The following is a 24564-nucleotide window of genomic DNA, read 5'->3' on the forward strand; positions in this document are numbered from 1 at the left end:
AAAATAGGACGAAAAAGAAAGTTTATGGAGCTTTCGCTCTGACGGCAGACAGGCCGGATAAGGCGGAAGATGCGCGGCAGAATATCACAGAGAAGGAGGATGGGTGCGTGGGGCGCAGGATGACCCTGAAAGGGCAGATCAGTCTTTGCCTGGCAGCGTTTTTTCTGGCGCTGGCGGGGCAGATATTCTTGAGCTTTTACCAGTCCGGCACCGTGCTGCGGGAACTGGACGACCAGATGGGCAACTTCAACGCCATCAGCCGCTTCCAGAACGGCGTGGAGCGGAGCCTTTCGGCCATGGAAGATTACCGCTGGGAGTACGGCGATGCCAAAGCGCTGACAGAGGAGCTCCACAGCGCCTTTTCCGTCACCAACGCATGGCTCTGGCGCATCGAGAGCGACCTTGGCACTGTGAGTGAGGAGCAGTATCTGCTCTACAATGCCGTTTCCACTACCTACGACAGCTACACCGCACTGGTGGACCAGCTGGAAGAAGCGGTGGCCGCCGGTCAGGACACGAAAGCCGCCCAGCTCTACTATAATAAAATCGTACCCTGCGGCGGCTATCTGCGCCAGTACACCCAGCAGCTGCTGAACACGGCCATCACCGACGCTCAGGGGACTTACACCACCGTGTCGGCCCTCAGCGACCGGGTGAAATGGGTGCAGACCGTCGTGGTGGCGCTCTGCCTTGCGCTGGGCTGCGTCATGGCCTTCTCGGTGCTGACGTTGCTGACCCCGGTGCAGCAGATGATCGGCGCCTCCCGGGAGGTCACCCGGGGCGAGTTCGACTCGCCCGACCTGCCTGCGCCCCGTCAGCCGGAAATGGCCCAGCTGACCGAAGCCTTCAACCACATGAAGCATTCGATGGCGGAGCAGGTGACCACCCTGCGGGAGAAAAACGAGATGGAGCGGGAACTCCACCGCCAGAAGACGGAAGCTCTGGAATTACAGAACCGGATGGAGCGCAGCCGTTTGCAGCAGCTGCGCAGCCAGATCGACCCCCATTTCCTTTTCAACACCCTGAACGTCATTTTACAGACTGCCGGACAGGAAAAAGCCTACCGCACTCAGGCCCTCATCACGGCTCTGTCGCACCTGCTGCGCTACAGCCTGATGAGCAACGACGAGCAGGTGCCGCTGGCCCGGGAAGTGCGCATCGTGGACGAGTATTACTCCATTTATCACGTCCGCTTCGGCGACCGGGTGAAGATGGTGTGGCGTATCTCCGACTCCCTCGATTTGACGGAGACGATGGTGCCGTCCTTCATCTTGCAGCCCATTGTGGAGAATGCCTTCAAGCACGGCATCTCGCCCAAGGAAGAGGGCGGCGTGGTGCGCATCCGCATCAACCCGCTGCGGGATAAGGGGCTGCTCTATATCAGCGTCTGCGACAACGGCGTGGGCATCCAGCCCGAACAGCTGGCCCAGCTGAAAGCCGCGCTGGCCCAGCCCGGGGAGCGCTGGGAGCATATCGGCGTCTATAACGTGGCCGCACGGCTGCGGCTTCTGGATAAACGGGGGCGGCTGGTCATCCGCTCTCACCCGGGCCGGGGGACGGCCATCAGTATGTACCTGCCCCTTGTAGAACTTTTGGAGGAGGATTTGGACGATGATACGCTTGTTGATCGCGGATGACGAAAAGCTGGAGCGGGAGGCGCTTGCAGAGCTGGTCCAGCGCCGTTTTGAGCGGGAAGTGGTCCTGGAGGTGGCGGAAAATGGCCGCAAAGCTGCCGACACGGCGGTGCTGTGGGGCGCGGACCTCATCCTGATGGATATTGAGATGCCGGGCATGAGTGGTCTCGACGCTGCCCGCGCCGTGCTGGCCCAGCGGCCTTCCTGCCGGGTCATCTTCGTCACGGCCTACAGCCTGTTCCAGTATGCCCATGAGGCGGTGCATCTGGGGGCCTGCGACTATCTGCTCAAGCCGGTGGACCCCGACGAGCTGGAAGCCTCGGTGCGTCGGGCTATGCGGCAGATCGAGACGGAGCGGAAGCTGGAAGAGCTGGCCGCCGCCCAGCCCCAGCAGGAGCAGACGGAGACCGAAGAAGAGGCGGAAGACGCCCCCGAGGAGGGTGAGAACAGCCAGACGGCCCTTGTTATGGCCCATGTCCGCCGCTACCTCGAGGATAATTATATGTTCGATCTGTCGCTGGACAGCGTGGGCGAGATCCTGCACATCAGCCCGGCCTATCTGTCGGCGCAGTTCAAGAAATACCAGAAGATGAACTTCCTCGACTGCCTCACCGAGCTGCGCATCAACGCGGCAAAGGAATTGCTGGCCGACCCCTTCCGCTCCTCGGCAGAGGTGGCGTCGATGGTGGGCTACGAGGACGCCAGCTACTTCGCCCGGGCGTTCAAGAAACGCACCGGCATGACTCCCACCCAGTACCGCCGTCAGGCCGGCCAGAAGGCAAAGGCCGACCCGGAGGCCGGGCTGTGAGCGGGCGGATGATTTCCCGCCGCAGTGTGCTGGCGCTGGCCGCCTGTACGGCGCTGGGCGCTGTGGGCTGCAGCAAGACGGAAGAGTACACCGGCCCGGAGCTCATCCTGCGCTACGCCGAGAACCAGCCCGGGGACTATCCCACCACTCAGGCCGCTCTGGCCTTCGCCGACCTCGTGGCCGAGCGGACGGAGGGGAGGGTCAAAGTCGTGGTCTACAGCGGCGGGGAGCTGGGGGCCGAACAGAGCGTCATCGAGCAGATGCAGTACGGCGGCATCGACTTTGCCCGCGTCTCCCTGAGTCAGCTGGCCGAGTATCAGCCGGCCCTGAGCGTATTGCAGCTGCCTTTTCTCTATACCGACGCGCCCCAGATGTGGCGGGTGCTGGACGGTGAGATCGGCGATGAATTCCTCTCCGGCCTCGGCGCGATGGACCTCGTGGGCCTGTCGTGGTTCGACGCCGGTGTCCGCAGCTTCTACACCCGCGAAAAGGTGGAGACGCTGGCGGACCTCGCGGGGCTGACGCTCCGGGTGCAGGAGTCGGACATGATGAGCGAGATGATACTGGACCTCGGCGCAAAGCCCGCGCAGGTGGTCTACAGCCGGGTCTATGCAGCCCTGCACAACGCCGAGATAGACGGCGCGGAAAACAACTGGCCCAGCTATGAGGCCATGGGCCACTACGAGGTGGCCCCCTATTTCTTAAAGGATGAGCATGCCCGCGTGCCGGAGCTGCAGCTGGCCAGCGAGGCTGCGATGGAAAAGCTGGCAGAGCTGGACGAGCGCTTCCCGGACATCATCCGCACCTGCGGAAAGGAGAGCGCTCTGGCCGAACGCCGCCTCTGGGCGGAGCGGGAGGCCAGCGCCGAGAAGCATATGCGGGAATGGGGCGTGGAGGTGACGACCCTCTCCGCTGTCGAGAAAGCCCGCTTCCGGGCGGCAGTCGAGCCTATGTACGCGGCTTTTGAGGAGCAGAGCCGCCTCATCCAGCGCATTCGCGAAGCCTGAAAAGTACCAGAGATATTACATTGTATTCATCTCGTTGGGCAGTGTGCTGAATAAACTGCACCGTGGTTTGTAAGGAATGCACAAAAGTGTTTCTCACATTTTTTTGAAAAACAGGACATTTTTCATAAGCTCTTGTTCTGACTAAAAATTTTTGCTAAAGTGTGTACAGTAAATGAACGGACGGTGTGCGACCCGTGCAGAGCGCACCGCCCTGAATGAGGAAAATCTAAGGAGGATTTTATCATGAAGAAGATTTCTCGTCGCAGCTTTCTGGCAGCAGCCGGTGTTTCCGCCGCTGCTCTGGCACTGACCGCCTGTGGTGGCTCCAGCAACAGCACTGCTGCTTCTACCGCTACCTCTGCTGCAGCTTCCACCGCTCCCGCCGGTGATGCCGCAGCTGCTGCTTCCGATCCGAAGGTGACTCTGGTCTACGCCGAGGTCAACCCGCTGGATACCATCGTCGGCCAGACCGGTTCTCACTTCAAGGAGAAGGTCGAGGAGCTGACCGGCGGCTCCGTCGTCGTCGATGTGCAGGCTTCCGGCGTTCTGGGCTCTGAGAACGACGTTCTGGACGCTATCCTCGGCGGCTCCACCTCCATCGACATCAGCCGTATCTCCGCTTTCGCACTGACCAGCTACGGCTGCAACAAGTCCAAGCTGCTGTCCATCCCCTTCACCTTCGAGAACCGCGCACACTTCTGGAACTTCGCCAACAGCGAGCTGGCACCTGAGTTCCTGAACGAGCCCCAGGAGCTGGGCCTGCCCGTTCGTGGTATCTTCTACGGCGAAGAGGGCTTCCGTCACTTCTTCACTGTCAAGCCCGTTTCCGGCATCGCTGATTTCAAGGGCCTGAAGCTGCGTGTGTCCAACGACCCCGTCATGAACGGCATGGTCGAGGGCCTGGGCGCTAACCCCACCGTCGTTTCCTTCGGCGAGCTGTACAGCGCACTGCAGACCGGCGTTGTCGATGGCGCTGAGCAGCCCATCGCAAACTACAAGTCCAACGCCTTCCCCGAGGTCGCTAACAACCTGATCCTCGACGGCCATACTTTGGGCGCTGTGCAGGCTGTCATCACCGACAACGCCTGGAACAAGCTGACCGAGAACCAGCAGGCTGCCGTCATGGAGGCTGCTGCGGATACGCAGGCCTTCAACGCTGACCTGTCCGAGACCGCTGAGAACAAGGTCCTCGACGAGCTGAAGTCTTCCGGCTGCAACGTCGTCGATGTCCCCGATAAGACTCCCTGGCAGGAGGCTTGCGCTAAGGTCATCAGCGAGAACACCTCTGATCAGGCTGAGCTGTATCAGCAGCTGCTGGATATGAAGGCCTGATAAAAGCGCCTTTATCCTGAAGTAGTACATAGCCCGGCGGGGGACTACGGGATACGCCCGCAGACCCGCCGGGCTTTTTATAAGAGTATGGAGGAGATCCTATGCCGAAAATCTTTACCACTCTGGATAAGATCAAGCCGGCGTACGACGTCACCTACAAAGTGGTCCTGTTTATCTGCAAGATTCTGCTGATCGTGGATATTCTCATCACCACCATGTCGGTCATTGGTCGTTACGTCCCGTTCATCCCGGACCCCGCATGGTCTGAAGAAGTCGTTCTGACCTGCATGAGCTACATGGCCGTGCTGAGTGCTGCTCTGGCCATCCGCCGCGGCGCACACATCCGCATGACCGCATTTGACGTCTATCTGCCCAAGATCGCCGTCAAGGTGCTGGACATCCTCGCCGATCTGGCGGTCTGCATCCTCGGCCTCATCATGCTGGTTGTGGGCTGGAACTACGCCACCACCCTGGGCGGCCGCGGCTTCTATGTCTCGATGCCCTGGCTGAGCCGTTTCTGGATGTACTTCCCCGTGCCTCTGGCCGGTGTCGCCATGATCATCTTCGAGATCGAGGCACTGTACAACCACATCAAGAGCATTTTTGTAAAGGAGGAGAACTAATATGACAGTCCAGACACTGGCAATCGTTGTCCTTCTTGTCAGCTTCTTCGTCATGATTTTCCTGCGCTTCCCCATCGCATACGCCGTTGGTCTGTCCAGCGTGCTGTGCATGATGGTGCAGGGTCAGGCACTGACCGATGTCTGCCGCCTGATGGTCAAGGGCATCTCGTCTTTCAGCCTGATGGCCGTCCCGTTCTTCATCACCATGGGCGTCCTCATGGGCAGCGGCGGCATTTCCGAAAAGCTGATCGCTCTGGCTGATGCCTGCGTCGGCTGGATGCGCGGCGGCATGGCAATGGTCAACATCGTTGCTTCCTACTTCTTCGGCGGCATTTCCGGTTCTGCTTCTGCAGATACCGCTTCCATCGGCTCCATCATGATCCCCATGATGGTCGATCAGGGCTACGACGCCGACTTCTCCACCGCTGTCACCATCACCTCCTCCTGCGAGGGCCTGCTGGTTCCTCCGAGCCATAACATGGTCATCTACGCCACCACCGCCGGCGGCATCTCCGTGGGCAGCCTGTTCTTGGCTGGCTACCTGCCCGGCGCTCTGCTGGCCATCGTCCTGATGATCGGCTCCTACATCATCTCTGTCAAGGAGAATTACCCCAAGGGCTCTCCCTTCACCATCAAGGGCTTCATCAAGCAGCTGGGTACCTCCATCTGGGCTCTGGCCGCAGTCGTCATCGTCGTGTTCGGCGTTGTCGGCGGTGTGTTCACCGCTACCGAGTCCGCTGCTATCGCAGTTATCTACTCTCTGCTGGTCTCCGTCTTCGTCTACAAGGGCCTTGACTGGAAGGGCGTCTGGCACGCTCTGGATGAGTGCGTCAACACTCTGTCCATCGTCCTCATCCTGATCGCCACCTCTGCTGTGTTCGGCAACTGCCTGACCATGCTGCACGTGCCTGATCTGGCTGCAAACGCCATCACCAGCGTCACCAGCAACCCCTACATCATCGCACTGCTCATCGACCTCATCATCCTGGTGCTGGGCATGATCATGGATATGGCTCCCATCATCCTGATCGCTACCCCCATCCTGCTGCCCATCGCAACCTCCATCGGCATCGACCCCATCCAGTTCGGTATCATCATGGTCCTGAACTGCGGTATCGGCCTGCTGACTCCCCCTGTCGGCGCGGTTCTGTTCATCGGCTCTGCCGTTGCGAAGCGCCCCATGGAGAAGGTCGTCAAGGCTACTCTCCCGTTCTATCTGTGCATGTTCATCGCTCTGCTGCTGCTGACCTTCGTGCCTGACATCAGCCTCGCTATTCCGAAGCTGCTGGGCGGCTACGTCAGCCCCATCACCAACCCGCTTGGCCCGGTGTTCATTCACTGATCAGCTCATTCTCCTCCGGATGACAGAATAAACGGAAAGCCCCCGCCTGCAAAGGCGGGGGCTTTCCGGCGTTATAGAAGTGTCTGAAGTGCCGGAGCACTGCATTTCATGAGCTTTTTCAGGGTCAGCTCCTGCTGAGAGATTTGATACAGCAGCCGTGCGGCCAGCTCTTCGGGCGGGGCGGAAAACTCGGGCAGGAATGCGTGTACTGCCCGGGTAAAGGCGTGGACGCCCTCTTCTGTCTCAAGCACCACCAGCTGGGTATGCCCCCGCAGCAGGGCAAACAGTCCGACCTGATACTCCCGGGTGTCCAGCAGAAGCTCCATCTCGTCGGCGGTGAGGAGGAGGATGTCCGCGAAGGGGAGAAACTGCATCACCGTGTCCCGCAGGGTCTTCTCGCTGGGCCAGAGAGCCGGGCGGAGAGAGGGGACAAAGCAGACCGGCACGCCGGCGGTGCGGGCGGTGTCCAGCGCGGCAAGATGGGTGTAGCGGCAGGGACTGTCCACGAGGCAGGCGCTGGAAAAGGCCAGCATTTCAGCATCCGCGGCCCAGCCAGCGCCCAGCTGTTCGGGTGCATAGAGCAGCTCCGAAGAACGGGTGCGGCAGGCCAGCGTCTCGCCGCCGCCGTCGAACAGCAGCGGCGTGGGGGCGCGGGAGGTGAAGCAGACCCGGCTGATGTCCACACCGGCAGTAGATAAAGCGTCTGTGATGCGGTGTCCGAAAGCATCCTCGCCAAGCTGCGTTAAAAGAGAGGTTCTGCCGCCTTGTGCGGCATAAGCCAGTGCCAGCGAGGCGGCGCTTCCACCCATGCGGGGAGAAAACGTCTTTGCCGCCGCCAGCGGTGCGGTGCTGTTCAATTCCAGCCACGCTTCGCCCAGACAGTATAAAGTCTTGCCCGGCATGATGCACCCTCCCTTCTGCCTGTTTTCAAAAACAAACTACAGTATACACCCATCCGGGCGTTTGTGCAAATGGAGAGCTTGACAGCTTCGGTCGGATTGTGATAAACTGACGCAATATGGCAGTATATCTATAATTTGAATGATAAAAATGTGACATTTGACGAGGAGAACATGAGCCTTACCAAACAGTATTTCAAATACGTCAGCCAGAACATCTTCGGTCTGCTGGGGACGTCCTGCTACATCCTGGCCGATACCTACTTCATCTCGCAGGCGGCAGGCACCAGCGGCGTGGCTCTGCTGAACCTTTGTCTGCCCATCTACAACTTCATCTTCGCCATCGGCTCCATGCTGGGCCTCGGTGCGGCCACCCGCTACGCCATCCTCCGGGCGCAGGGCGACGAGCGGTCGGAGCACTATTTCTCCAACGCCCTGCTTTGGGCGCTGGTGTTCGCCCTGCCCTTCATGCTGGCGGGCATCTTCTGCCCCGAGGTGCTGCTGCGGTTCATGGGCGGCGACGCGGAGATCGTTGCACTGGGCGTGGGGTACGCCCGCATCTTTCTGCTGTTCACGCCCTTCTTCATGTGCAACTACATCGTCTCAGCCTTTGTCCGGAACGATGGTGATCCCTCACTGGCCATGGTGGCGACCCTCTGCGGAAGCCTCTTCAACGTGGTGTTCGATTACATCTTCATGTTCCCCATGGGCCTCGGCCTGCCCGGCGCGGCGTTGGCGACGGCAGTCTCGCCGGTGTTGAGCATTGCGATCTGCAGCCGCCACTTCTTCAAAAAGAGCAGCACCGTCCGCCTTGTGCGGCAGCTGCCCTCGCCGAAGCTGCTGGCCCAGAGCTGCCAGCTGGGCGTCTCGGGCTTCGTGGGAGAGATGTCCTCCGGCGTGACCACCACCGTCTTCAACCTGCTGCTCCTGCGTTTGGCGGGCAATGTGGCCGTGGCGGCTTACGGCGTCGTGGCGAACTACGCGCTGGTGGCGACGGCTATCTTCAACGGTGTGGCCCAGGGCGCACAGCCGCTGGTCAGCAGGTGCTACGGCAAAAACGATGCCGCCGGTACCCGCAAGCTCCTGCTGCTGGGCAGCGGAACAGCGCTTGCGCTGGCGGCGGCACTGTATGCAGTTCTGTTCGGGTTCACCGGGCCGATCGTCGCGGTCTTCAACAGTGAGAACTCGGCCCTCATGGCGCAGTATGCCTTCAGCGGGATGCGCATCTACTTCCTCGGCTATTTCTTCGCGGGCTTCAATATCGTGGCCGCCGGCTATCTGGGCGCGGTGGACCGCCCCGCAGAGGCTTCTGCGACGTCGCTTTCCCGCGGCATCGTGGCCATCGTGGCTTGCTCTCTGGTGCTGAGCGCCCTCTTCGGGATGAACGGCGTCTGGGCCGCGTTCCCGGCCTCTGAGGCCATCACGGCCTGCCTGACCCTCTTCCTGCTGAAGCGGAAAAATTAAATAAACAATTCCTGTTCCAACCGCTGCTGCTCGGGCGAAAGCTCGGGCAGTGCGCTCCGACCGGCCATCGCCCGCCACTGCGTGGGAGATTGGCCGGTCGTTTTTTTGAAGACGCGGCAGAGGTAGTTGGCCCCCGAGAAACCGCAGAGACTGGCGATGACATCCAGCGTGTACTCCCGGTGGAGCAGCAGACGCATGGCGGCTTCTATGCGGACGTTGGTGAGGTACCGCCCTGGCGAGACGCCCAGCGCTGCCGTAAAGGCCCGGACGAGGTGGCTCTTGGAGACACCCAGCCGCTCGCTCAGCTCTTCCACGCCGTAGAGCCCGGCGTAGTTCCTGCGGATGTCCTCGATGGCGGCGGCCACCAGCGGGGGCAAGGCAGGGGCGGCGCTGTCGGCGTCTGAGAGCTCGCACAGCAGCGCGAAGGCCAGCTGACTGCGCACCCGCTCCGAGGCGTCCCGCTCTTCGGCAAGGCGCCCCATCAGCTCTGCCGCCGCCGGGCAGGTCTCGCCCCGGGCAAGGAAGGGCATTTCGGAAAGCCCTGCGAGGAACTGTTCCGCTGCCTGCCCGGTGAGCTGGACGCAGAGCAGATGGCACTCGTTTTCCGGCGCGAGGGTCAGCGGCCCCCGGCTCAGCACGAGATGGCCCGCTGCGGCATTCTGGGGTGGCAGCAACAGGGCAGAACCTGCCGGCATCAGTTCGAGATCGGACAGCGAGACGACACATTTTCCGCTGGAAATGAGGCAGACCCAGAGCCCTTCGCCCCGCAGGGTGAGGGGCTCTTCCGGCTGGGCATCCTCCACGATGCCGAGGGCGGCAGTCGTGCTGGGAGAGTAAATCAATATCTGACACCTCAAATCAATAAAATGCTATTTTATAACACAAAATAATCTGCTATTATAATAGCAATGAAACGGCTCATCGTCAAGCTGAGCCTTTGAGTGCAACAACATCAATGGAGGAAAAAGCTTTATGGCTTCTATCAGCTGCCAGCATATCTACAAGATCTACCCCGGTGCTACGGCTCCTTCCGTCACCGATTTCAACCTGGAGATCCAGGACAAGGAATTCATCATCTTCGTCGGCCCCTCTGGCTGTGGTAAGTCCACCACCCTGCGCATGATCGCCGGTCTGGAGGAGATCTCCAAGGGCGAGATGTACATCGGCGGCCGCCTCATCAACGACGTTCCCCCGAAGGACCGCGACATCGCCATGGTCTTCCAGAGCTACGCTCTGTACCCCCACATGACCGTCTACAAGAACATCGCTTTCGGTCTGGAACTGCGCAAGACCCCGAAGGACGAGATCGACCGCCGCGTCCACGAGGCTGCTAAGATCCTGGAGATCGAGCACCTGCTGGACCGTAAGCCCAAGGCTCTGTCCGGTGGTCAGCGCCAGCGTGTCGCTCTGGGCCGTGCAATGGTCCGTAACCCGGCAGTCTTCCTGCTGGACGAGCCTCTGTCCAACCTGGACGCTAAGCTGCGTACCTCCATGCGCACCGAGATCATCAAGCTGCACAAGAAGCTGGCTACCACCTTCATCTACGTTACCCACGACCAGACCGAGGCTATGACCATGGGCGACCGTATCGTTGTCATGAAGGACGGCATCATCCAGCAGGTCGATACCCCGCAGAACCTGTACGATATGCCCTGCAACATGTTCGTCGCAGGCTTCATCGGCAGCCCCCAGATGAACTTCCTGGACGGCACCATCGTCAAGAAGGGCGACCAGTACAGCGTCGATCTGGGCGGCGACCTCATCCCCCTGCCCAAGGAGAAGACCGCTGACAGCAAGCTGGATTCCTACGTCGGCAAGAAGGTCAAGATGGGCATCCGTCCCGAGGACATCGACGATGAGCCCGAGTTCATGGCAAAGCACACCGACTGCCAGCTGGATGCTAAGGTCGATGTCTCTGAGATGATGGGCGCTGAGATCTACCTGTACCTGGAGTACAAGGGCAACAAGATGACCGCCCGCGTCGCTCCCACCTCCAAGGCCCGCAACGGAGACACCGTCCGCGTTGCCTTCGATCCCCACAAGGTCCACCTGTTCGACGTCGAGACCGAGCAGACCATCCTGAACTGAATAAGATAGTCTACGATCATTTTTGATCCTCCTATCATAAGAAAAGCCGTCGGGCCGCAAGGCCCGGCGGCTTTTCCTGTGCCGGAAAAAAGACATAATAAAAACCCATGCTGCGGCAAAGCAAAACGCAGCATGGGTGCGGAAATGGCTTATGAAGTCAGGGGACGCTTAGATCAGCGGGCCTTGACGTACTTGTGCAGGGTAGCGCGGACAGCGCCGGGGCCTGCGAACAGCTCCTTGGCCATGGACTCGATCTTCTCGCCCAGACCGACGGCGTACAGGTCCACGCCGAAGACATCGGTGCGGCTGTACAGAGCCTTCAGGCAGGAGAAGTCCTGCTCGCCGGCTTCCACCTTCAGGGGAGCCACGATGGCCTGCAGCTCAGCCAGCAGCGGGTCAGTGGAGATCTCGAAGGGCTGGCCGTTGTCGTCGATGCCCTTCAGGTAGCGGGCATAGCCTGCCAGCACCAGCGGGATCAGCACGAGGTTGGACTTGTCCAGACCGCGCGCTTCGTAAGCCTTGATGGTCTCGCCGAAACGGATCGCCAGCTTCTGGGAGGTATCGGTGGCGATACGCTGAGGAGCGTCGGGCATGAAGGGGTTGGGCAGACGGCGGTTGATGACAGCGCCGATGAACTCGTAGGGATTCAGAACGCCGGGGTCAACGACGACGGGCATCGCCTCGATGTAGCCGATCTTCTGGATGAAGCTGCGCAAATCCTCGTCTGCCATCTCGGCAGAGATGAGGGTGTAGCCCAGCATGCAGCCGTAGATGGACATGGCGGTGTGCAGGGGGTTGAGGCAGGTGCAGACCTTCATCTTCTCGATCTTATCGACGGTCTCGCGGTCGCAGTAGAGGACACCGCCCAGCTCCAGCGGAGGACGGCCATTGGTGTAGTGGTCCTCGATGCAGAGGTACTGGGTCTCCTCGGCGTTGACGAAGGGAGCGGTGAAGGTGTGCTTCTCGGTGACGATGGTGTAGTTGTCCTCAAAACCGTCGTCAGCCAGCATCTTCTGGACCTTGGCATCCGGGCGGGGAGTGATCTTGTCGATCATGCTCCAGGGGAAGGTGATCTTGGTCTCGTCCTTGACGTAGGCCAGGAACTCGGCGGGGACCAGGCCCTGCTCGACCCACTTGGAAGCGTAGGCGAAGACTGCGGCCTTGACCTTATCGCCGTTGTGAGAGCAGTTGTCCATGCTCTGGACGGTCAGGGGCAGCTTGCCGGCCTTGAAGCGCTCGTACAGCAGAGCAGTGACCTTGCCCATGGCCAGAACGGGGGTCAGGCCGCGCTCGAGGTCAGCAGGAGCGACGCCGTAGCCCTTCTCGGTGATGGTGAAGGAGATCATCTGCAGGCTGGGTGCCTGGAAGATCTCGACCAGACGTGCCCAGTCAGCGCCGAAGGAGTAGTCAGCCTTCAGGCTCTCGGTGACGGAGGCGATGACCTTCTTCTCGATGTCGCCGGTGGACTTCAGGCAGACCAGCAGGCTCAGGTTGTCGTAGGGCCGATAAGCCTTGTCGATGATCTCGTAGTCGAAGCTCTCGGCCACGATGACGCCGCGGTCATACTTGCCGCTGTTCAGGGCGTCGTTCAGGATGGCAGCCGGGAATGCGCGGAAGATGTTGCCGGCACCGAAGTGGACCCAGGTGGGTTCTGCGTGGGTCTTGGCCTTGACGGCCTCAACGTCGAACTTGGGCAGCTCGTAGCCCTTTTCTGCCCACTCGGCGGACAGATTGCCGTTCTTAATATCAGTCAGCTTCATGATATATCAGCCCTTCTTCTTCTCTTCGTCCAGACGGTCCAGCAGGTCCCAGACGCCCAGCATATACTGGATGCCCAGCGCACGGTCATACTTGCCGTAGCCGGGGCGGCAGCTGCCAGGGCCTTCCTCCCACAGCTGACGGCCATGGTCGGGGCGGATGTAGCCCTCGAAGCCGCAGTCATGGTAGGCGCGCAGGATCTCGATGATGCCGGTCTCGCCGCAGCAGTCGCGGTGGGCAGCCTCGGAGAAGTCGCCGTTGGGGAAGTGATGGATGTTGCGGATGTGTGCGAATGCGATGCGGTCGCAGTGCTTGCGGACGATCTCAGCCACATTGTTGTTGGGGTTGGCGTTCAGGCTGCCGGAGCAGAGGGTCAGGCAGTTGTACTCGTCGTCCACCATGCTCAGGAAGCGGTCGATGCTCTCGGCATCCACCAGCAGGCGGGGCAGGCCGAAGATGTCCCAAGGGGGGTCGTCCATGTGGATGGCCATCTTGATGTCGCACTCGCGGCAGGTGGGCATCAGGGCTTCGAGGAAGTACTTCAGGTTCTCCCAGAGCTTTTCCTTGGTGACAGGGGCGTAGGCCTTGAACAGCTCGTCCAGCTTTGCCATGCGCTCCGGCTCCCAGCCGGGGAAGGTCATGTTGTACTTCTCAGTGAAGGACATGATGTACTCGGCCATGGACTTGTAGTCGCCCTTGATCTTGTCCTTCTCGTAGAACAGTGCGGTGGAGCCGTCGCCGACGGGGTGGAACAGGTCGGTGCGGGTCCAGTCGAAGATGGGCATGAAGTTGTAGCAGATGACCTTGACACCGAACTTGGACAGGTTGCGGATGCACTGCTTGTAGTTCTCGATGTACTTATCGCGGGTGGGCAGGCCGATCTTGATGTCGTCGTGGACGTTGACAGACTCGACAACGTCCATGTCGAAGCCGTAAGCGTGGATCTGGTCTGCGACCTTCTGGATCTCGTCGATCTCCCAGATCTCGCCGGGCATCTTGTTGTGCAGCGCCCAGACGATGCTGGTCACGCCGGGGATCTGCTTGATGTCGCTGAGGGTGACGGGGTCGTTGCCCTCGCCATACCAGCGCCAACCCATTTTCATAGGCATAGTGGATGTCCTCCGTTAATATTGCTTTGCGTTTATGCGCGGCAGGAGTGCCTCGCTCTCTCACTTACATTCTAATATATCAGTTGAGAATTAGCAATAGTCGATTTGCTGAGTTTTAATGTTTTTTCTTGTATACTTTAGACAAATTGACATGGAAATGACAAAAAAGAGCGCCAGCTCCGGCAAAGCCGGGACTGGCGCTCCTGTCGCAGAGTCTGAGTTAACGCTTCACGTTGAAAGCAGCCATGCCGGGGTAGACGGCGCTGCCGCCCAGCTGCTCCTCGATGCGCAGCAGCTGGTTGTACTTTGCCACACGCTCGGTGCGGCTGGGGGCGCCGGTCTTGATCTGGCAGGTGTTCAGGGCCACGGCCAGGTCGGCGATGGTGGTGTCCTCAGTCTCGCCGGAGCGGTGAGAGCTGATGGCGGTATAGCCGGCCTTGTGAGCCATCTTGATGGCTTCCAGAGTCTCAGATACGGAGCCGATCTGGTTCAGCTTGATGAGGATGGCGTTGCCGGCACCCAGCTGGATGCCCTTGGCCAGACGCTCGGTGTTGGTGACGAACAGGTCGTCGCCCACCAGCTGGACCTTGCCGCCCAGCTCGCGGGTCATCTCCTGCCAGCCTTCCCAGTCCTCTTCGTCCAGACCGTCCTCGATGGAGATGATGGGGTACTTCTCCACCAGCTTCTTCCAGTGTGCGATGAGCTCACTGGAGGTGAACTCGGTGCCGGCCTTAGGCAGCTTGTAGAAGCCCTTGCCCTTGGGGCTCTTCCACTCGGAAGAGGCAGCGTCCATGGCCAGCATGAAGTCCTTGCCGGGAAGATAACCGGCCTTCTCGATGGCGGCCAGAATGGTCTCAATGGTCTCCTCGTCGCTGGACAGGTTGGGAGCGAAGCCGCCCTCGTCGCCCACGGAGGTAGCCAGACCCTTTGCCTTCAGGATGGAAGCCAGAGCGTGGAAGACCTCAGCGCACCAGCGCAGGCCCTCCTTAAAGGAAGGTGCGCCCACGGGCATGATCATGAACTCCTGGGTGTCCACGGTGTTGGTGGCGTGTGCGCCACCGTTCAGGATGTTCATCATGGGGACGGGCAGGCGGTTGCCGTTCACGCCGCCGAGGAAGCGGTAGAGGGGCATGTCTAGCGAAGTGGCAGCAGCGCGGCAGGCAGCGATGGAAACGGCCAGAATGGCGTTTGCGCCCAGCTTGGACTTGTCCTTGGTGCCGTCGGCGTCGATCATAGCCTTGTCGATGGCGTAGATGTCGGAAGCATCCATGCCGATGACGGCATCAGCGATGACGGTGTTGATGCTCTCCACAGCCTTGGTGACGCCCTTGCCCAGATAGCGGCCCTTGTCACCGTCGCGCAGCTCCAGGGCTTCGAACTCGCCGGTGGATGCGCCGGACGGTGCGCAGCCCCGGGCCACGGTGCCGTCGGCGAGGGTGATCTCAGCCTCAACAGTGGGATTGCCGCGGGAGTCCAAGATCTCACGGCCCTGAACGTCTACGATCTCAAGATAGTTCATGATTTGTACCTCCATATATAATAGGAATGGATGCGCTGTTCTCATTTGGATAGTATATGCTAACTAACCGACATTATCCTACCATGATTCGGCCCGGGATGCAAGAGGATGCAGTGATGTTAGCAGTAGCAAACTTCAGGAGAGGAAAGTTGTGTCATCTTTTTGTTACTCATGAATTGCTTTCATGTTCTGTTTTTCTCAGGTGAACAATTTGAAAAAGTAACCAAAAAGCGACGCTTGATTTTGTGAAAAATAGCGAGTTTTACCCGAAACCCCTCCAAAACTATGGACGATTTGTGAATTGCGGACTTGCACCGAAGTGCTTATAATAAGACTCAAGGAAGCAGAGCTGCTTTGAGGGAAGGGAGCACTGCTTCCTTAACAGCTTTTCGGGACACTGGCTCATGGGCCGCGCGCGATGGCTGCAAATAACACGAACGCTTCCAAATATCAGGAGGATATAGACTTATGAAAAACATGATCTCTCGTCGTAACTTTCTGGCTGCTGCCGGTGTCGTGGCTGCTGCCGGTGTTCTGACTGCCTGCGGCGGCTCTTCCAGCACCGCAGCTTCCACTGCTGCCGCTTCCGGTTCTACCGCAGCAGCTGCTTCCGGCGACACCATCAAGGTCGGCGTTATGGGTCCCCTGAGCGGCAACGTCTCCGTTTACGGTCAGGCTGTTGTCAACGGTGCTACCCTGTACCTGAAGCAGGTCAACGCCAACGGCGGCATCAACGGCAAGCAGATCGAGATCCTCACCGAGGACGAGCAGGGCGACGCTACGCAGGCTGTCAACTGCTTCACCAAGATGGTGGACGAGGGCATGACCGCTCTGATCGGCGACGTTACCACCACCCCGACTCTGGCAGTCGTTGCTGAGAGCGCAGACTACAATATGCCCATGGTCACCGCTTCCGCTACCGCTGAGGCTGTCACCTACGATGCCGAGACCGATACCGTGAACGCAAACGTCTTCCGTGCCACCTTCACCGACCCGTTCCAGGGCATCAAGATGGCTGACTACGCATACAAGAAGCTGGGCTACACCAAGGCAGCCGTCATCTTCAAGAAGGGTGCTGACTACAACGAGGGCCTGGCAGAGAACTTCGTCAACGAGTTCGAATCTCTGGGCGGCACCATCGTCGATCAGGAGAGCTACTCTGAGGGCGACGTGGACTTCAAGACTCAGCTGACCACCATCCTCGGCAAGGACCCCGAGACTGTCTTCTGCCCCAACTACTACGAGGAAGTGGGCCAGATTCTGTCTCAGGCTGAGAGCGTCGGCCTGACCGTTCCGTTCTTGGGCGGCGACGGCTGGGATGGTCTGGAAGGCTACGCCTCCAACGATCAGCTGAAGGACACTTACTTCTGCGCCAACTACGCAAAGGGCTCCAACGCCGAGTTTGAGGATGCCTACAAGGCAGAGTACGGTCAGGAGTACCCCAACGGCTTCTCTCCTCTGGGCTACGATGCAGCAAAGACCATCGTCTACGGCCTGCAGGCTGCTGAGGATGCCGGTCTCGAGGCTGGCACCGACGATTACAAGCAGGCTGTCATCGATGCCATTGCCTCCGGCACCATCGACGGCATCACCGGCACCTTCACCTTCGACGAGCATCACGACCCCGTCAAGCAGACTGCTATCCTGACCTATGTGGACGGCAAGCCGGTGCTGAAGGAAATGTTCTGATCCCAGCTTTCTTCCATCGACCGGTGATGGAAGCGCCGCTGAGATCCGAATGATCGTAAATTGACCCGACTGCGGAGAACGCCGGAACAGTATTGCCCCGGTGATCTCCGCTTTTTTGGTAAAAAAGTGTATCCCCACATAAGGCGTGCAACAGCGCCGGAAAGAAAGGAAGTATCCATCCATGACAGTGTTTTTCAGCCAGCTCATCAATGGCCTGTCCCTTGGCAGCATCTATGCACTGATCGCACTGGGCTACAGCATGGTGTACGGCATCATCCTGCTGCTGAACTTTGCCCACGGCGACGTCATCATGGTGGGCGCATACATGTCCTGGTTCGTCATGAACCAGCTGGGCCTCGGCCCGGTCACGGCGGTCTGTGCCACCATCTTCACCTGTACGCTGCTGGGCGTGGTCATCGAAAAGATCGCCTACACCCCGCTGCGCAGCGCACCCCGTATCTCTCTGCTCATCACGGCCATCGGCGTGTCGTTCTTTCTCGAGTACACGGCTGAGCTGGTCATGGGCTCGGGCGCAAAGGTCATCCCGTCTTACTACGACAACAAGACCTTCTATCTGGGCAAGGTGCCTCTGGGCCTGACCTCCATCATCACGCTGGCGGTCACCGTGCTGTCCATGCTGGTGCTGACCTTCCTCGTCCAGAAGACCAAGCTTGGCAAGGCCATGCGCGCCGTCTCTGAGGATATGGACGCTGCCCGCCTGATGGGCATCAACGTCAACAGCACCATCTCCTTTACCTTTGCGGTCGGCTCTGCACTGGCCGGCATCGGCTCGGTGCTGTACTGCTGCTCCTACCCGCAGGCTACCCCCACCATGGGCTCCATGCTGGGCCTGAAAGCCTTCGTCGCCGCCGTTCTGGGCGGCATCGGCTCCATCCCGGGCGCAATGGTCGGTGGCATCGTCATCGGCCTGTGCGAGTGCTTCGTCTCCGCCATCGGCCTGTCTGCCTGGAAGGACGCCGTCACGTTCGCCATCCTCATCATCGTGCTGCTGTTCAAGCCCACGGGCTTCCTCGGCCGCAAGGTGCAGGAAAAGGTGTAAGGAGGGCATGAAGATGAACAAGAATCGCAAAACGCTCAAAATGCCCGTGCGCTACCTCATGAACGCCGTGCTGGTGGTGCTGTTGTTCCTGGCCCTTTCCTACATGACCGGCAACATGCTCTCCACTTACCAGAACAAGGTGCTCATGACCGTGGGCATCAACATCATCCTGGCCGTGTCCCTGAACGTGGCCACCGGCTATCTGGGCCAGCTGCCGCTGGGCCACGCCGGTTTCATGGCCGTGGGTGCTTACACCTGCGCCCTCTTCACCAAGTACAGCCCTCTGCCCGATGGCGTTTCCTTTGCCATCGGCCTTGCACTGGGCGCTGTGATGGCCGGCCTGTTTGGCGTCCTCATCGGCGTCCCGGCCCTTCGTCTGACCGGTGACTATCTGGCCATCCTGACCCTGGGCTTCGGCGAGATCATCCGCATCACCCTGAACAACATCGACGATGTGCTGGGCTACAGCCTGTTCTACGGCTCCAAGGGCCTCAAGAACATCCCCAAGTACTCCAACTTTGCCAATGTCTTCCTCTGTGTGGTCATCACCTGCTTCCTCATCCATGCCATGATGAAGAGCCGCCATGGCCGTGCCGTCCTCGCCATCCGCGACAACGAGATCGCTGCCGAGAGCTGCGGCATCCAGACTACTTATTATAAGGTCATGGCCTTCGCTTTCTCTGCTGCCTTTGCCGGTCTGGCCGGTGGTCTGTACGCCTGCTACATCGGCGTTCTGAACCCCTCCACCTTCGGCTTCATGAAGTCCATCGAGATCCTGGTCATGGTGGTTCTGGGCGGCATGGGCTCCATGCTGGGTTCCATCCTCTCCGCTACCGTCCTGACCATCCTGCCCGAGGCTACCCGCAGCTTCGACAGCTACCGCATGGTCATCTACTCGCTGGTGCTCGTCCTGATGATGATCTTCCGTCCGGGCGGACTGCTGGGCAGCTACGATTTCTCCATGAGCCGCATCGTGGAAAAGGTCATGAACGGCGAGCTGTTCCACAAGAAGAATGCTGACAAGGAGGGCGCAGACCATGAGTGAGTTCCAGACTAAGTTACACAGCGTCCCTTCCGGCGGCTTCCTGACCGACCGCGACAAGGATAAGAAGCCCATCCTCGACGTCCGTGAACTGGGCATCGACTTCGGCGGCCTGACCGCCGTGGACGGCTTCAACCTGATGATCGGCCGCAACGAGATCACCGGCCTCATCGGCCCCAACGGCGCCGGTAAGACCACCGTCTTCAACCTGCTGACCAACGTCTACCAGCCCACCCGCGGCTCCATCCTCATCGATGGGATGCCCACCGCCGGCAAAAAGACCTATCAGGTCAACCGGATGGGCGTGGCCCGTACGTTCCAGAATATCCGCCTGTTCAAGGACCTGTCCGTCATCGACAACATCAAGGTGGGTCTCCACGAGTCCATGAAGTACAATCTGGGCTCCTCTCTCATCCGCCTGCCCAACTACTGGAAGGAAGAGAAGCGCTGCACCGAACGTGCCTTCGAGCTGCTGGACATCTTCCATATGGCCGACCTCGCCGATGCACAGGCCGGCAGCCTGCCCTACGGCGCACAGCGCCGTCTGGAGATCATGCGCGCGCTGGCTACCAGCCCGAAGCTGCTGCTTCTGGACGAGCCGGCCGCTGGCATGAACCCCTCCGAGACCGCAGAGCTGACGGAGACCATCCGCCGCATCCGCGACGAGTTCAACATCGCCGTCCTGCTCATCGAGCATGATATGAGCCTCGTTATGGGCATCTGCGAGGGCATCGCCGTGCTGAACTTTGGCCGCATCATCGCCAAGGGTACGCCGGACGAGATCCGCAACAATCCCCAGGTCATCGAAGCCTACCTGGGCAAGAAGGAGGGCTGAACGATGGCACAGACTTTGCTGAAAGTTGATAATATCAACGTCTTTTATGGCAACATCCACGCAGTCAAGGACGTCTCCTTCGAGGTGAACGAGGGCGAGATCGTCACCCTCATCGGTGCCAACGGTGCCGGTAAGTCCACCACCCTGAAGACCATCTCCGGCCTGCTCCACCCGAAGACCGGCGACGTCCTCTACAAGGGCAAGAGCATCAAGGGCGTCCGCGCTCATAAAATCGTCGAGGCCGGTCTGGCACAGGTGCCGGAAGGCCGTCATGTCTTCCTGCATATGACCGTGGAAGAGAATCTGGATATGGGCGCTTATACCCAGCCTGCTTCCACCATCGCTCCCAACAAGGAGAAGGTCTTTGAGCTGTTCCCCCGCCTGAAGGAGCGCCGCAAGCAGCTGGCCGGCACCATGTCCGGCGGCGAGCAGCAGATGCTGGCCATGGGCCGTGCTCTGATGAGCAACGCCTCCATGCTGATGCTGGACGAGCCCTCCATGGGTCTGTCGCCCCTGCTGGTGCAGGAAATCTTCGACATCATCCAGAACATCCACAAAGAGGGCATGACCATCCTGCTGGTCGAGCAGAACGCACAGATGGCCCTTTCCGTGGCAGACCGCGCCTACGTCCTCGAGACGGGCCGCGTGGTCATGGATGGCACCGGTGCTGAGCTGCTGACCAACGAGCGTGTCCGCAGCGCATATCTGGGCGGTTAAATTACAAAAAGTAAAAGAGGCGTGACCTTGCGGCCACGCCTCTTTGTTTTATATCAGCTGATTTTGTCAGCCTGTATATTTGCTGACTTCCAGCAGCTCCTCGGCCCGCTTGGCCTGTTCCGCCGTGGGCGGGACAGCATCGGGCAGGGGATAAGGGATGCCGAGCTTCTGCCACTTGAAGAGGCCCAGCGTGTGGTAGGGCAGTACCTCTACCCGCTGCACCGTCTTGAGAGACGAGATGAACTCTGCGGTCTTCCGCAGGCCGTCTTCGTCGTCCGTCAGACCGGGGACGAGGACATGGCGTATCCAGAGCGGTACGCCGAGGTCGGAGATGTGGCGCGCCATCGCAAGGATATTCGCGTTGTCCCTGCCGGTGAGCCTGCGGTGCTTCTCCGGGTCGATTTCCTTCAAATCGAGGATGACGAGGCTGGTGGACTTCATCAGCCGGTCAAAATCGGCCAGATACGCTGCATCGTCGGGGCGGAAGGGCTGACCGGCGGTGTCCAGAGCCGTATGCACGCCCTTGGAGCGTGCCAGCTCGAAGAACGCCGTCAGGAACTCCATCTGGCGCAGCGGCTCGCCGCCGCTGACCGTGATGCCGCCCTTTTTGCCCCAGTAGTTGCGGTAGCGCCACACCCGCTGGAAGAGCTTGTCCACCGTCCATTCCTCGCCGCCCTCAGTCCATGTCTCCGGGTTGTGGCAGTATTTGCACCGCAGGGCGCACCCCTGCAAAAAGACGACGAAGCGGACGCCGGGGCCGTCCACAGAACCGAAAGTCTCCAGCGAGTGGACGTATCCGATGGGGTTACAGAGCTGCATGGCAGGTACGGGAGATGACGTCCATCTGCTGCTCGCGGGTCAGGTCGATGAACTTGACGGCGTAGCCGGAGACACGGATGGTGAAGTTTGCGTACTCCTCCTTCTCGGGGTGCTCCATAGCGTCGATGAGCTTCTCTTTGCCGAAGACATTGACGTTCAGGTGGTGTGCGCCCTGGTCGAAGTAGCCGTCCATGACCTGCACCAGATTCTCAATGCGCTCGCCCTCGCTGTGGCCCAGAGCGTCGGGGTTGATGGTCTGGGTGTTGGAGATGCCGTCCAGAGCCCAGTGGTAGGGCAGCTTGGCCACGGAGTTCAGAGAGGCCAGCAGGCCGTTCTGCTCTGCGCCGTAGCTGGGGTTGGCACCGGGTGCGAACGGGGTGAATGCGGCACGGCCATCGGGCAGAGCGCCGGTGTACTTGCCGTAGACCACGTTGGAGGTGATGGTCAGGATGGAGGTGGTAGCCTCGGAGTTGCGGTAGGTGTGGCGCTTCTTGATCATCTCAAGGAAGGTGCGCAGCAGCCAGACGCCGATCTCGTCGGCACGGTCATCGTCGTTGCCGTACTTCGGGAAGTCGCCCTCGACCTCGAAGCCGGTGGCAAGACCCATCTCGTCACGCACGACCTTGACCTTGGCGTACTTGATGGCGCTCAGGGAGTCGATGACGTGGGAGAAGCCGGCGATACCGGTGGCGAAGGTGCGGCGGACATCGGTGTCGATGAGGGCCATCTCAGCCTCTTCGTAGTAGTACTTGTCGTGCATATACTGGATGAGGTTCAGCACGTTGACGTACAGGCCGGCCAGCCAGTCCAGCATCTGGACGTACTTGGGCAGCACCTCGTCGTAGTTCAGGTACTCGCCGGTGATGGGGGCGTAGTTGGGGCCGCACTGCTCGTGGCTCTTCTCATCCACACCGCCGTTGATGGCGTAGAGCAGGCACTTTGCCAGGTTGGCACGTGCGCCGAAGAACTGCATCTCCTTGCCGGTCTGGGTAGCAGACACGCAGCAGCAGATGGAGTAATCGTCGCCCCAGACGGGCTTCATGACGTCGTCGTTCTCGTACTGGACGGAACTGGTGTTGATGGACACCTTGGCGGCGTACTTCTTGAAGTTCTCAGGCAGAGCAGAGGAGTACAGAACGGTCAGGTTCGGCTCCGGTGCAGGGCCCATGTTCTCGAGGGTATGCAGGAAGCGATAGCAGTTCTTGGTGACCATGCTGCGGCCGTCCATGCCGATGCCGCCCACTTCCAGCGTTGCCCAGACGGGGTCGCCGGAGAACAGCTGGTTGTAGCTGGGGATGCGGGCGAACTTGACCATGCGGAACTTCATGACCATGTGGTCGATGAGCTCCTGAGCCTCGCTCTCGGTCAGGATGCCCTTGTCCAGATCACGCTGGATATAAATATCGAGGAAGGTGGAGATGCGGCCCACGCTCATAGCGGCGCCGTTCTGGGTCTTGATGGCGGCCAGATAGCCGAAGTACAGCCACTGGCAGGCTTCCTTGGCGGTCTTAGCGGGCTGAGAGATGTCGTAGCCGTAAGCCTCGGCCATCTTCTTCATGCCCTTCAGGGCGTTGATCTGGCGTGCGATCTCTTCGCGCAGGCGGATGACGTCATCGGTCATGGTGCCGTCGCCGCAGTTGGCGAAGTCTTCCTGCTTGAACTTGATGAGGGCGTCGATGCCGTACAGTGCCACACGGCGGTAGTCACCGACGATACGGCCACGGCCATAGGTGTCGGGCAGGCCGGTGATGATGTGGGTGTGGCGGGCGGTCTTCATCTCGGGGGTATAGGCATCGAACACAGCCTGATTGTGGGTGCGGGTGTAGTCGGTGAAGATCTTGTGCAGCTCTTCAGAGGGCTGGTAGCCGTAGGTAGTGCAGGCCTGCTCCGCCATCTTGATGCCGCCGTAGGGCATGAATGCACGCTTCAGGGGCTTGTCGGTCTGCAGGCCGACGATCTGCTCAAACTCTTTCAGGCTCTCGTCGATGTAGCCGGGGCCGTACGCGGTCAGACCGCTGACGACCTCGGTCTCCATATCCAGCACGCCGCCCTTGGCACGCTCGGCCTTCTGCAGCTTCTGCAGTGCGCCCCAGAGCTTATCGGTGGCCTCGGTGGGGCCAGCCAGGAAAGACTCGTCGCCGTCATAAGGGGTGTAGTTCTTCTGGATAAAGTCGCGGACGTTGACTTCCTCTTTCCAGATGCGGCCCTCAAAGCCTTCCCACTGTTCAAAATCGATCATTGGAACCTCCTTGCTCCGTTCCTGACGCTCCGACCAATCTGCTTTGCAATAATTAGTTAGAGCAGTCTAACTGTTCCGTCTTAAAAAAGCCGCCGATTGCGGTTTCTGAAAGACAGGGTGGTACAGGGCGCAGAGGTATTTGGATGGCAACCCCTGCGCTGTTTATGAGCCGCTGCAGACAGGCAATCGAGTCCGACTGCAACGGCCTGACAATATAATAACAGTGATTCTCAGAAAAAGCAAGAGGGAACCTGTGGATTTTCTACAAGAGATGGCGGTTTTTGTTATGAAAAATGCTCATGGAGGCCGCCGGAGAAAAATTTTTTGAAAATTTGAAAAACAGGCTTGACAGTCATGACAAACTATGGTATCCTGTTGTCACGGCGAGGTTAGTTAAACCTAACCAAAACTCCTCCGATTCACTGCAAAGGGATGCCTGCAACTCTCTTTGAGGCGATTCGGTTCCTCCATTCCATTCTCCTATTTATTAAAAAGAGAAAGCGGCTTATGGTTTGCTCCGCTTTCCCTGCGCGCAGCGCGGGGCGCTCTGGTACGGCGGCCTGTGCAAAAAAGTACAAAA

At 59.7% G+C, this 24564-nt stretch carries 20 protein-coding genes; 13 read left to right on the forward strand and 7 right to left on the reverse strand.

Going from position 1 to position 24564, the window contains the following annotated elements:
• Positions 1–107: 107 nt before the first annotated feature.
• From J3349_RS06975 to J3349_RS07000, 6 genes are all read left to right on the forward strand, one after another.
• On the forward strand, positions 108–1637 hold the full coding sequence (locus J3349_RS06975; protein WP_347564984.1) for a histidine kinase: 1530 nt from the start codon (positions 108–110) through the stop codon (positions 1635–1637).
• A complete protein-coding gene (locus tag J3349_RS06980; RefSeq protein ID WP_207676894.1) occupies positions 1612–2442 on the forward strand; it encodes a response regulator in 831 nt (276 codons plus the stop codon). Before J3349_RS06975 ends, J3349_RS06980 begins: the two co-directional genes overlap by 26 nt.
• Positions 2439–3449 (forward strand): TRAP transporter substrate-binding protein, encoded by a 1011-nt coding sequence (locus J3349_RS06985; protein WP_347564985.1) that lies wholly within the window; start codon positions 2439–2441, stop codon positions 3447–3449. Before J3349_RS06980 ends, J3349_RS06985 begins: the two co-directional genes overlap by 4 nt.
• Positions 3450–3692: 243 nt before the next feature.
• On the forward strand, positions 3693–4781 hold the full coding sequence (locus J3349_RS06990; protein ID WP_158396198.1) for a TRAP transporter substrate-binding protein: 1089 nt from the start codon (positions 3693–3695) through the stop codon (positions 4779–4781).
• A gap of 101 nt (positions 4782–4882) precedes the next feature.
• Positions 4883–5404 carry a TRAP transporter small permease gene (locus J3349_RS06995; protein ID WP_158396199.1) on the forward strand — a complete coding sequence of 174 codons (522 nt, stop codon included), beginning with the start codon at positions 4883–4885 and terminating at the stop codon, positions 5402–5404.
• 1 nt (position 5405) lies between these two features.
• Positions 5406–6746, forward strand: a complete 1341-nt coding sequence (locus tag J3349_RS07000; protein WP_158396201.1) for a TRAP transporter large permease — start codon at positions 5406–5408, stop codon at positions 6744–6746.
• A 71-nt stretch (positions 6747–6817) separates the two neighbouring features.
• Here J3349_RS07000 and J3349_RS07005 read toward each other — a convergent pair whose 3' ends face one another.
• The gene (locus J3349_RS07005) at positions 6818–7648 is read right to left on the reverse strand and encodes a PfkB family carbohydrate kinase (protein ID WP_207676895.1); all 831 of its coding nucleotides are present in this window, start codon (positions 7646–7648) and stop codon (positions 6818–6820) included.
• A 171-nt stretch (positions 7649–7819) separates the two neighbouring features.
• Here J3349_RS07005 and J3349_RS07010 point away from each other — a divergent pair, with 171 nt between their 5' ends.
• Positions 7820–9109, forward strand: a complete 1290-nt coding sequence (locus J3349_RS07010; RefSeq protein ID WP_207676896.1) for an MATE family efflux transporter — start codon at positions 7820–7822, stop codon at positions 9107–9109.
• On the opposite strand, the gene J3349_RS07015 is transcribed toward J3349_RS07010, so the two are convergent.
• A complete protein-coding gene (locus J3349_RS07015; RefSeq protein ID WP_242699559.1) occupies positions 9106–9951 on the reverse strand; it encodes an AraC family transcriptional regulator in 846 nt (281 codons plus the stop codon). The two genes, J3349_RS07010 and J3349_RS07015, sit on opposite strands and share 4 nt — an antisense overlap.
• Positions 9952–10081: 130 nt before the next feature.
• Between J3349_RS07015 and ugpC the strand changes: the two genes are divergently transcribed.
• Complete coding sequence (gene ugpC, locus J3349_RS07020) at positions 10082–11197, forward strand: sn-glycerol-3-phosphate ABC transporter ATP-binding protein UgpC (RefSeq protein WP_207676897.1); 1116 nt, start codon at positions 10082–10084, stop codon at positions 11195–11197.
• 173 nt (positions 11198–11370) lie between these two features.
• On the opposite strand, the gene J3349_RS07025 is transcribed toward ugpC, so the two are convergent.
• The 3 genes from J3349_RS07025 to eno all read right to left on the reverse strand — a co-directional run bounded on the left by J3349_RS07025 (position 11371) and on the right by eno (position 15583).
• On the reverse strand, positions 11371–12957 hold the full coding sequence (locus J3349_RS07025; RefSeq protein WP_207676898.1) for a mannitol dehydrogenase family protein: 1587 nt from the start codon (positions 12955–12957) through the stop codon (positions 11371–11373).
• 6 nt (positions 12958–12963) lie between these two features.
• Positions 12964–14064 carry a mannonate dehydratase gene (uxuA, locus tag J3349_RS07030; RefSeq protein ID WP_015565411.1) on the reverse strand — a complete coding sequence of 367 codons (1101 nt, stop codon included), beginning with the start codon at positions 14062–14064 and terminating at the stop codon, positions 12964–12966.
• A gap of 220 nt (positions 14065–14284) precedes the next feature.
• Positions 14285–15583, reverse strand: coding sequence for a phosphopyruvate hydratase (gene eno / locus J3349_RS07035; protein WP_207676899.1), 1299 nt, complete (start codon positions 15581–15583; stop codon positions 14285–14287).
• Between the two features lie 468 nt (positions 15584–16051).
• On the opposite strand from eno, the gene J3349_RS07040 reads away from it, so the two are divergent.
• The 5 genes from J3349_RS07040 (at position 16052) to J3349_RS07060 (ending at position 20926) form a co-directional block, all read left to right on the forward strand.
• Positions 16052–17272, forward strand: coding sequence for an ABC transporter substrate-binding protein (locus J3349_RS07040; protein WP_207676900.1), 1221 nt, complete (start codon positions 16052–16054; stop codon positions 17270–17272).
• A 181-nt stretch (positions 17273–17453) separates the two neighbouring features.
• Positions 17454–18332: a branched-chain amino acid ABC transporter permease gene (locus J3349_RS07045; RefSeq protein WP_207676901.1), complete on the forward strand. Its 879-nt coding sequence runs from the start codon at positions 17454–17456 to the stop codon at positions 18330–18332.
• Positions 18333–18345: 13 nt separating this feature from the next.
• Complete coding sequence (locus J3349_RS07050) at positions 18346–19377, forward strand: branched-chain amino acid ABC transporter permease (RefSeq protein ID WP_149793610.1); 1032 nt, start codon at positions 18346–18348, stop codon at positions 19375–19377.
• Positions 19370–20209 (forward strand): ABC transporter ATP-binding protein, encoded by an 840-nt coding sequence (locus J3349_RS07055; RefSeq protein ID WP_158396217.1) that lies wholly within the window; start codon positions 19370–19372, stop codon positions 20207–20209. Before J3349_RS07050 ends, J3349_RS07055 begins: the two co-directional genes overlap by 8 nt.
• A gap of 15 nt (positions 20210–20224) precedes the next feature.
• Positions 20225–20926, forward strand: a complete 702-nt coding sequence (locus tag J3349_RS07060) for an ABC transporter ATP-binding protein (protein WP_320443547.1) — start codon at positions 20225–20227, stop codon at positions 20924–20926.
• A 66-nt stretch (positions 20927–20992) separates the two neighbouring features.
• Here J3349_RS07060 and pflA read toward each other — a convergent pair whose 3' ends face one another.
• Both pflA and pflB read right to left on the reverse strand, forming a co-directional pair.
• On the reverse strand, positions 20993–21745 hold the full coding sequence (gene pflA, locus J3349_RS07065; protein ID WP_207676902.1) for a pyruvate formate-lyase-activating protein: 753 nt from the start codon (positions 21743–21745) through the stop codon (positions 20993–20995).
• The gene (gene pflB / locus J3349_RS07070; protein ID WP_207676903.1) at positions 21732–23984 is read right to left on the reverse strand and encodes a formate C-acetyltransferase; all 2253 of its coding nucleotides are present in this window, start codon (positions 23982–23984) and stop codon (positions 21732–21734) included. Before pflB ends, pflA begins: the two co-directional genes overlap by 14 nt.
• Between the last annotated feature and the right edge of the window lie 580 nt (positions 23985–24564).

The sequence above is a fragment of the Faecalibacterium sp. Marseille-P9590 genome (genome assembly GCF_017377665.1).
In the GTDB taxonomy this organism is placed as follows: domain Bacteria; phylum Bacillota; class Clostridia; order Oscillospirales; family Ruminococcaceae; genus Faecalibacterium.

What these genes read in the sequence shown, in the direction of transcription:
- J3349_RS06995 (WP_158396199.1), top strand. Translation starts at nt 4,883, where the DNA reads ATGCCGAAAATCTTTACCACTCTGGATAAGATCAAGCCGGCGTACGAC.
- pflB (WP_207676903.1), bottom strand. Translation starts at nt 23,984, where the DNA reads ATGATCGATTTTGAACAGTGGGAAGGCTTTGAGGGCCGCATCTGGAAA.
- uxuA (WP_015565411.1), bottom strand. Translation starts at nt 14,064, where the DNA reads ATGCCTATGAAAATGGGTTGGCGCTGGTATGGCGAGGGCAACGACCCC.
- J3349_RS07050 (WP_149793610.1), top strand. Translation starts at nt 18,346, where the DNA reads ATGAACAAGAATCGCAAAACGCTCAAAATGCCCGTGCGCTACCTCATG.
- J3349_RS07025 (WP_207676898.1), bottom strand. Translation starts at nt 12,957, where the DNA reads ATGAAGCTGACTGATATTAAGAACGGCAATCTGTCCGCCGAGTGGGCA.
- J3349_RS07010 (WP_207676896.1), top strand. Translation starts at nt 7,820, where the DNA reads ATGAGCCTTACCAAACAGTATTTCAAATACGTCAGCCAGAACATCTTC.
- J3349_RS07000 (WP_158396201.1), top strand. Translation starts at nt 5,406, where the DNA reads ATGACAGTCCAGACACTGGCAATCGTTGTCCTTCTTGTCAGCTTCTTC.
- pflA (WP_207676902.1), bottom strand. Translation starts at nt 21,745, where the DNA reads ATGCAGCTCTGTAACCCCATCGGATACGTCCACTCGCTGGAGACTTTC.
- eno (WP_207676899.1), bottom strand. Translation starts at nt 15,583, where the DNA reads ATGAACTATCTTGAGATCGTAGACGTTCAGGGCCGTGAGATCTTGGAC.
- ugpC (WP_207676897.1), top strand. Translation starts at nt 10,082, where the DNA reads ATGGCTTCTATCAGCTGCCAGCATATCTACAAGATCTACCCCGGTGCT.
- J3349_RS06990 (WP_158396198.1), top strand. Translation starts at nt 3,693, where the DNA reads ATGAAGAAGATTTCTCGTCGCAGCTTTCTGGCAGCAGCCGGTGTTTCC.
- J3349_RS07055 (WP_158396217.1), top strand. Translation starts at nt 19,370, where the DNA reads ATGAGTGAGTTCCAGACTAAGTTACACAGCGTCCCTTCCGGCGGCTTC.
- J3349_RS07005 (WP_207676895.1), bottom strand. Translation starts at nt 7,648, where the DNA reads ATGCCGGGCAAGACTTTATACTGTCTGGGCGAAGCGTGGCTGGAATTG.
- J3349_RS07045 (WP_207676901.1), top strand. Translation starts at nt 17,454, where the DNA reads ATGACAGTGTTTTTCAGCCAGCTCATCAATGGCCTGTCCCTTGGCAGC.
- J3349_RS06980 (WP_207676894.1), top strand. Translation starts at nt 1,612, where the DNA reads ATGATACGCTTGTTGATCGCGGATGACGAAAAGCTGGAGCGGGAGGCG.
- J3349_RS07040 (WP_207676900.1), top strand. Translation starts at nt 16,052, where the DNA reads ATGAAAAACATGATCTCTCGTCGTAACTTTCTGGCTGCTGCCGGTGTC.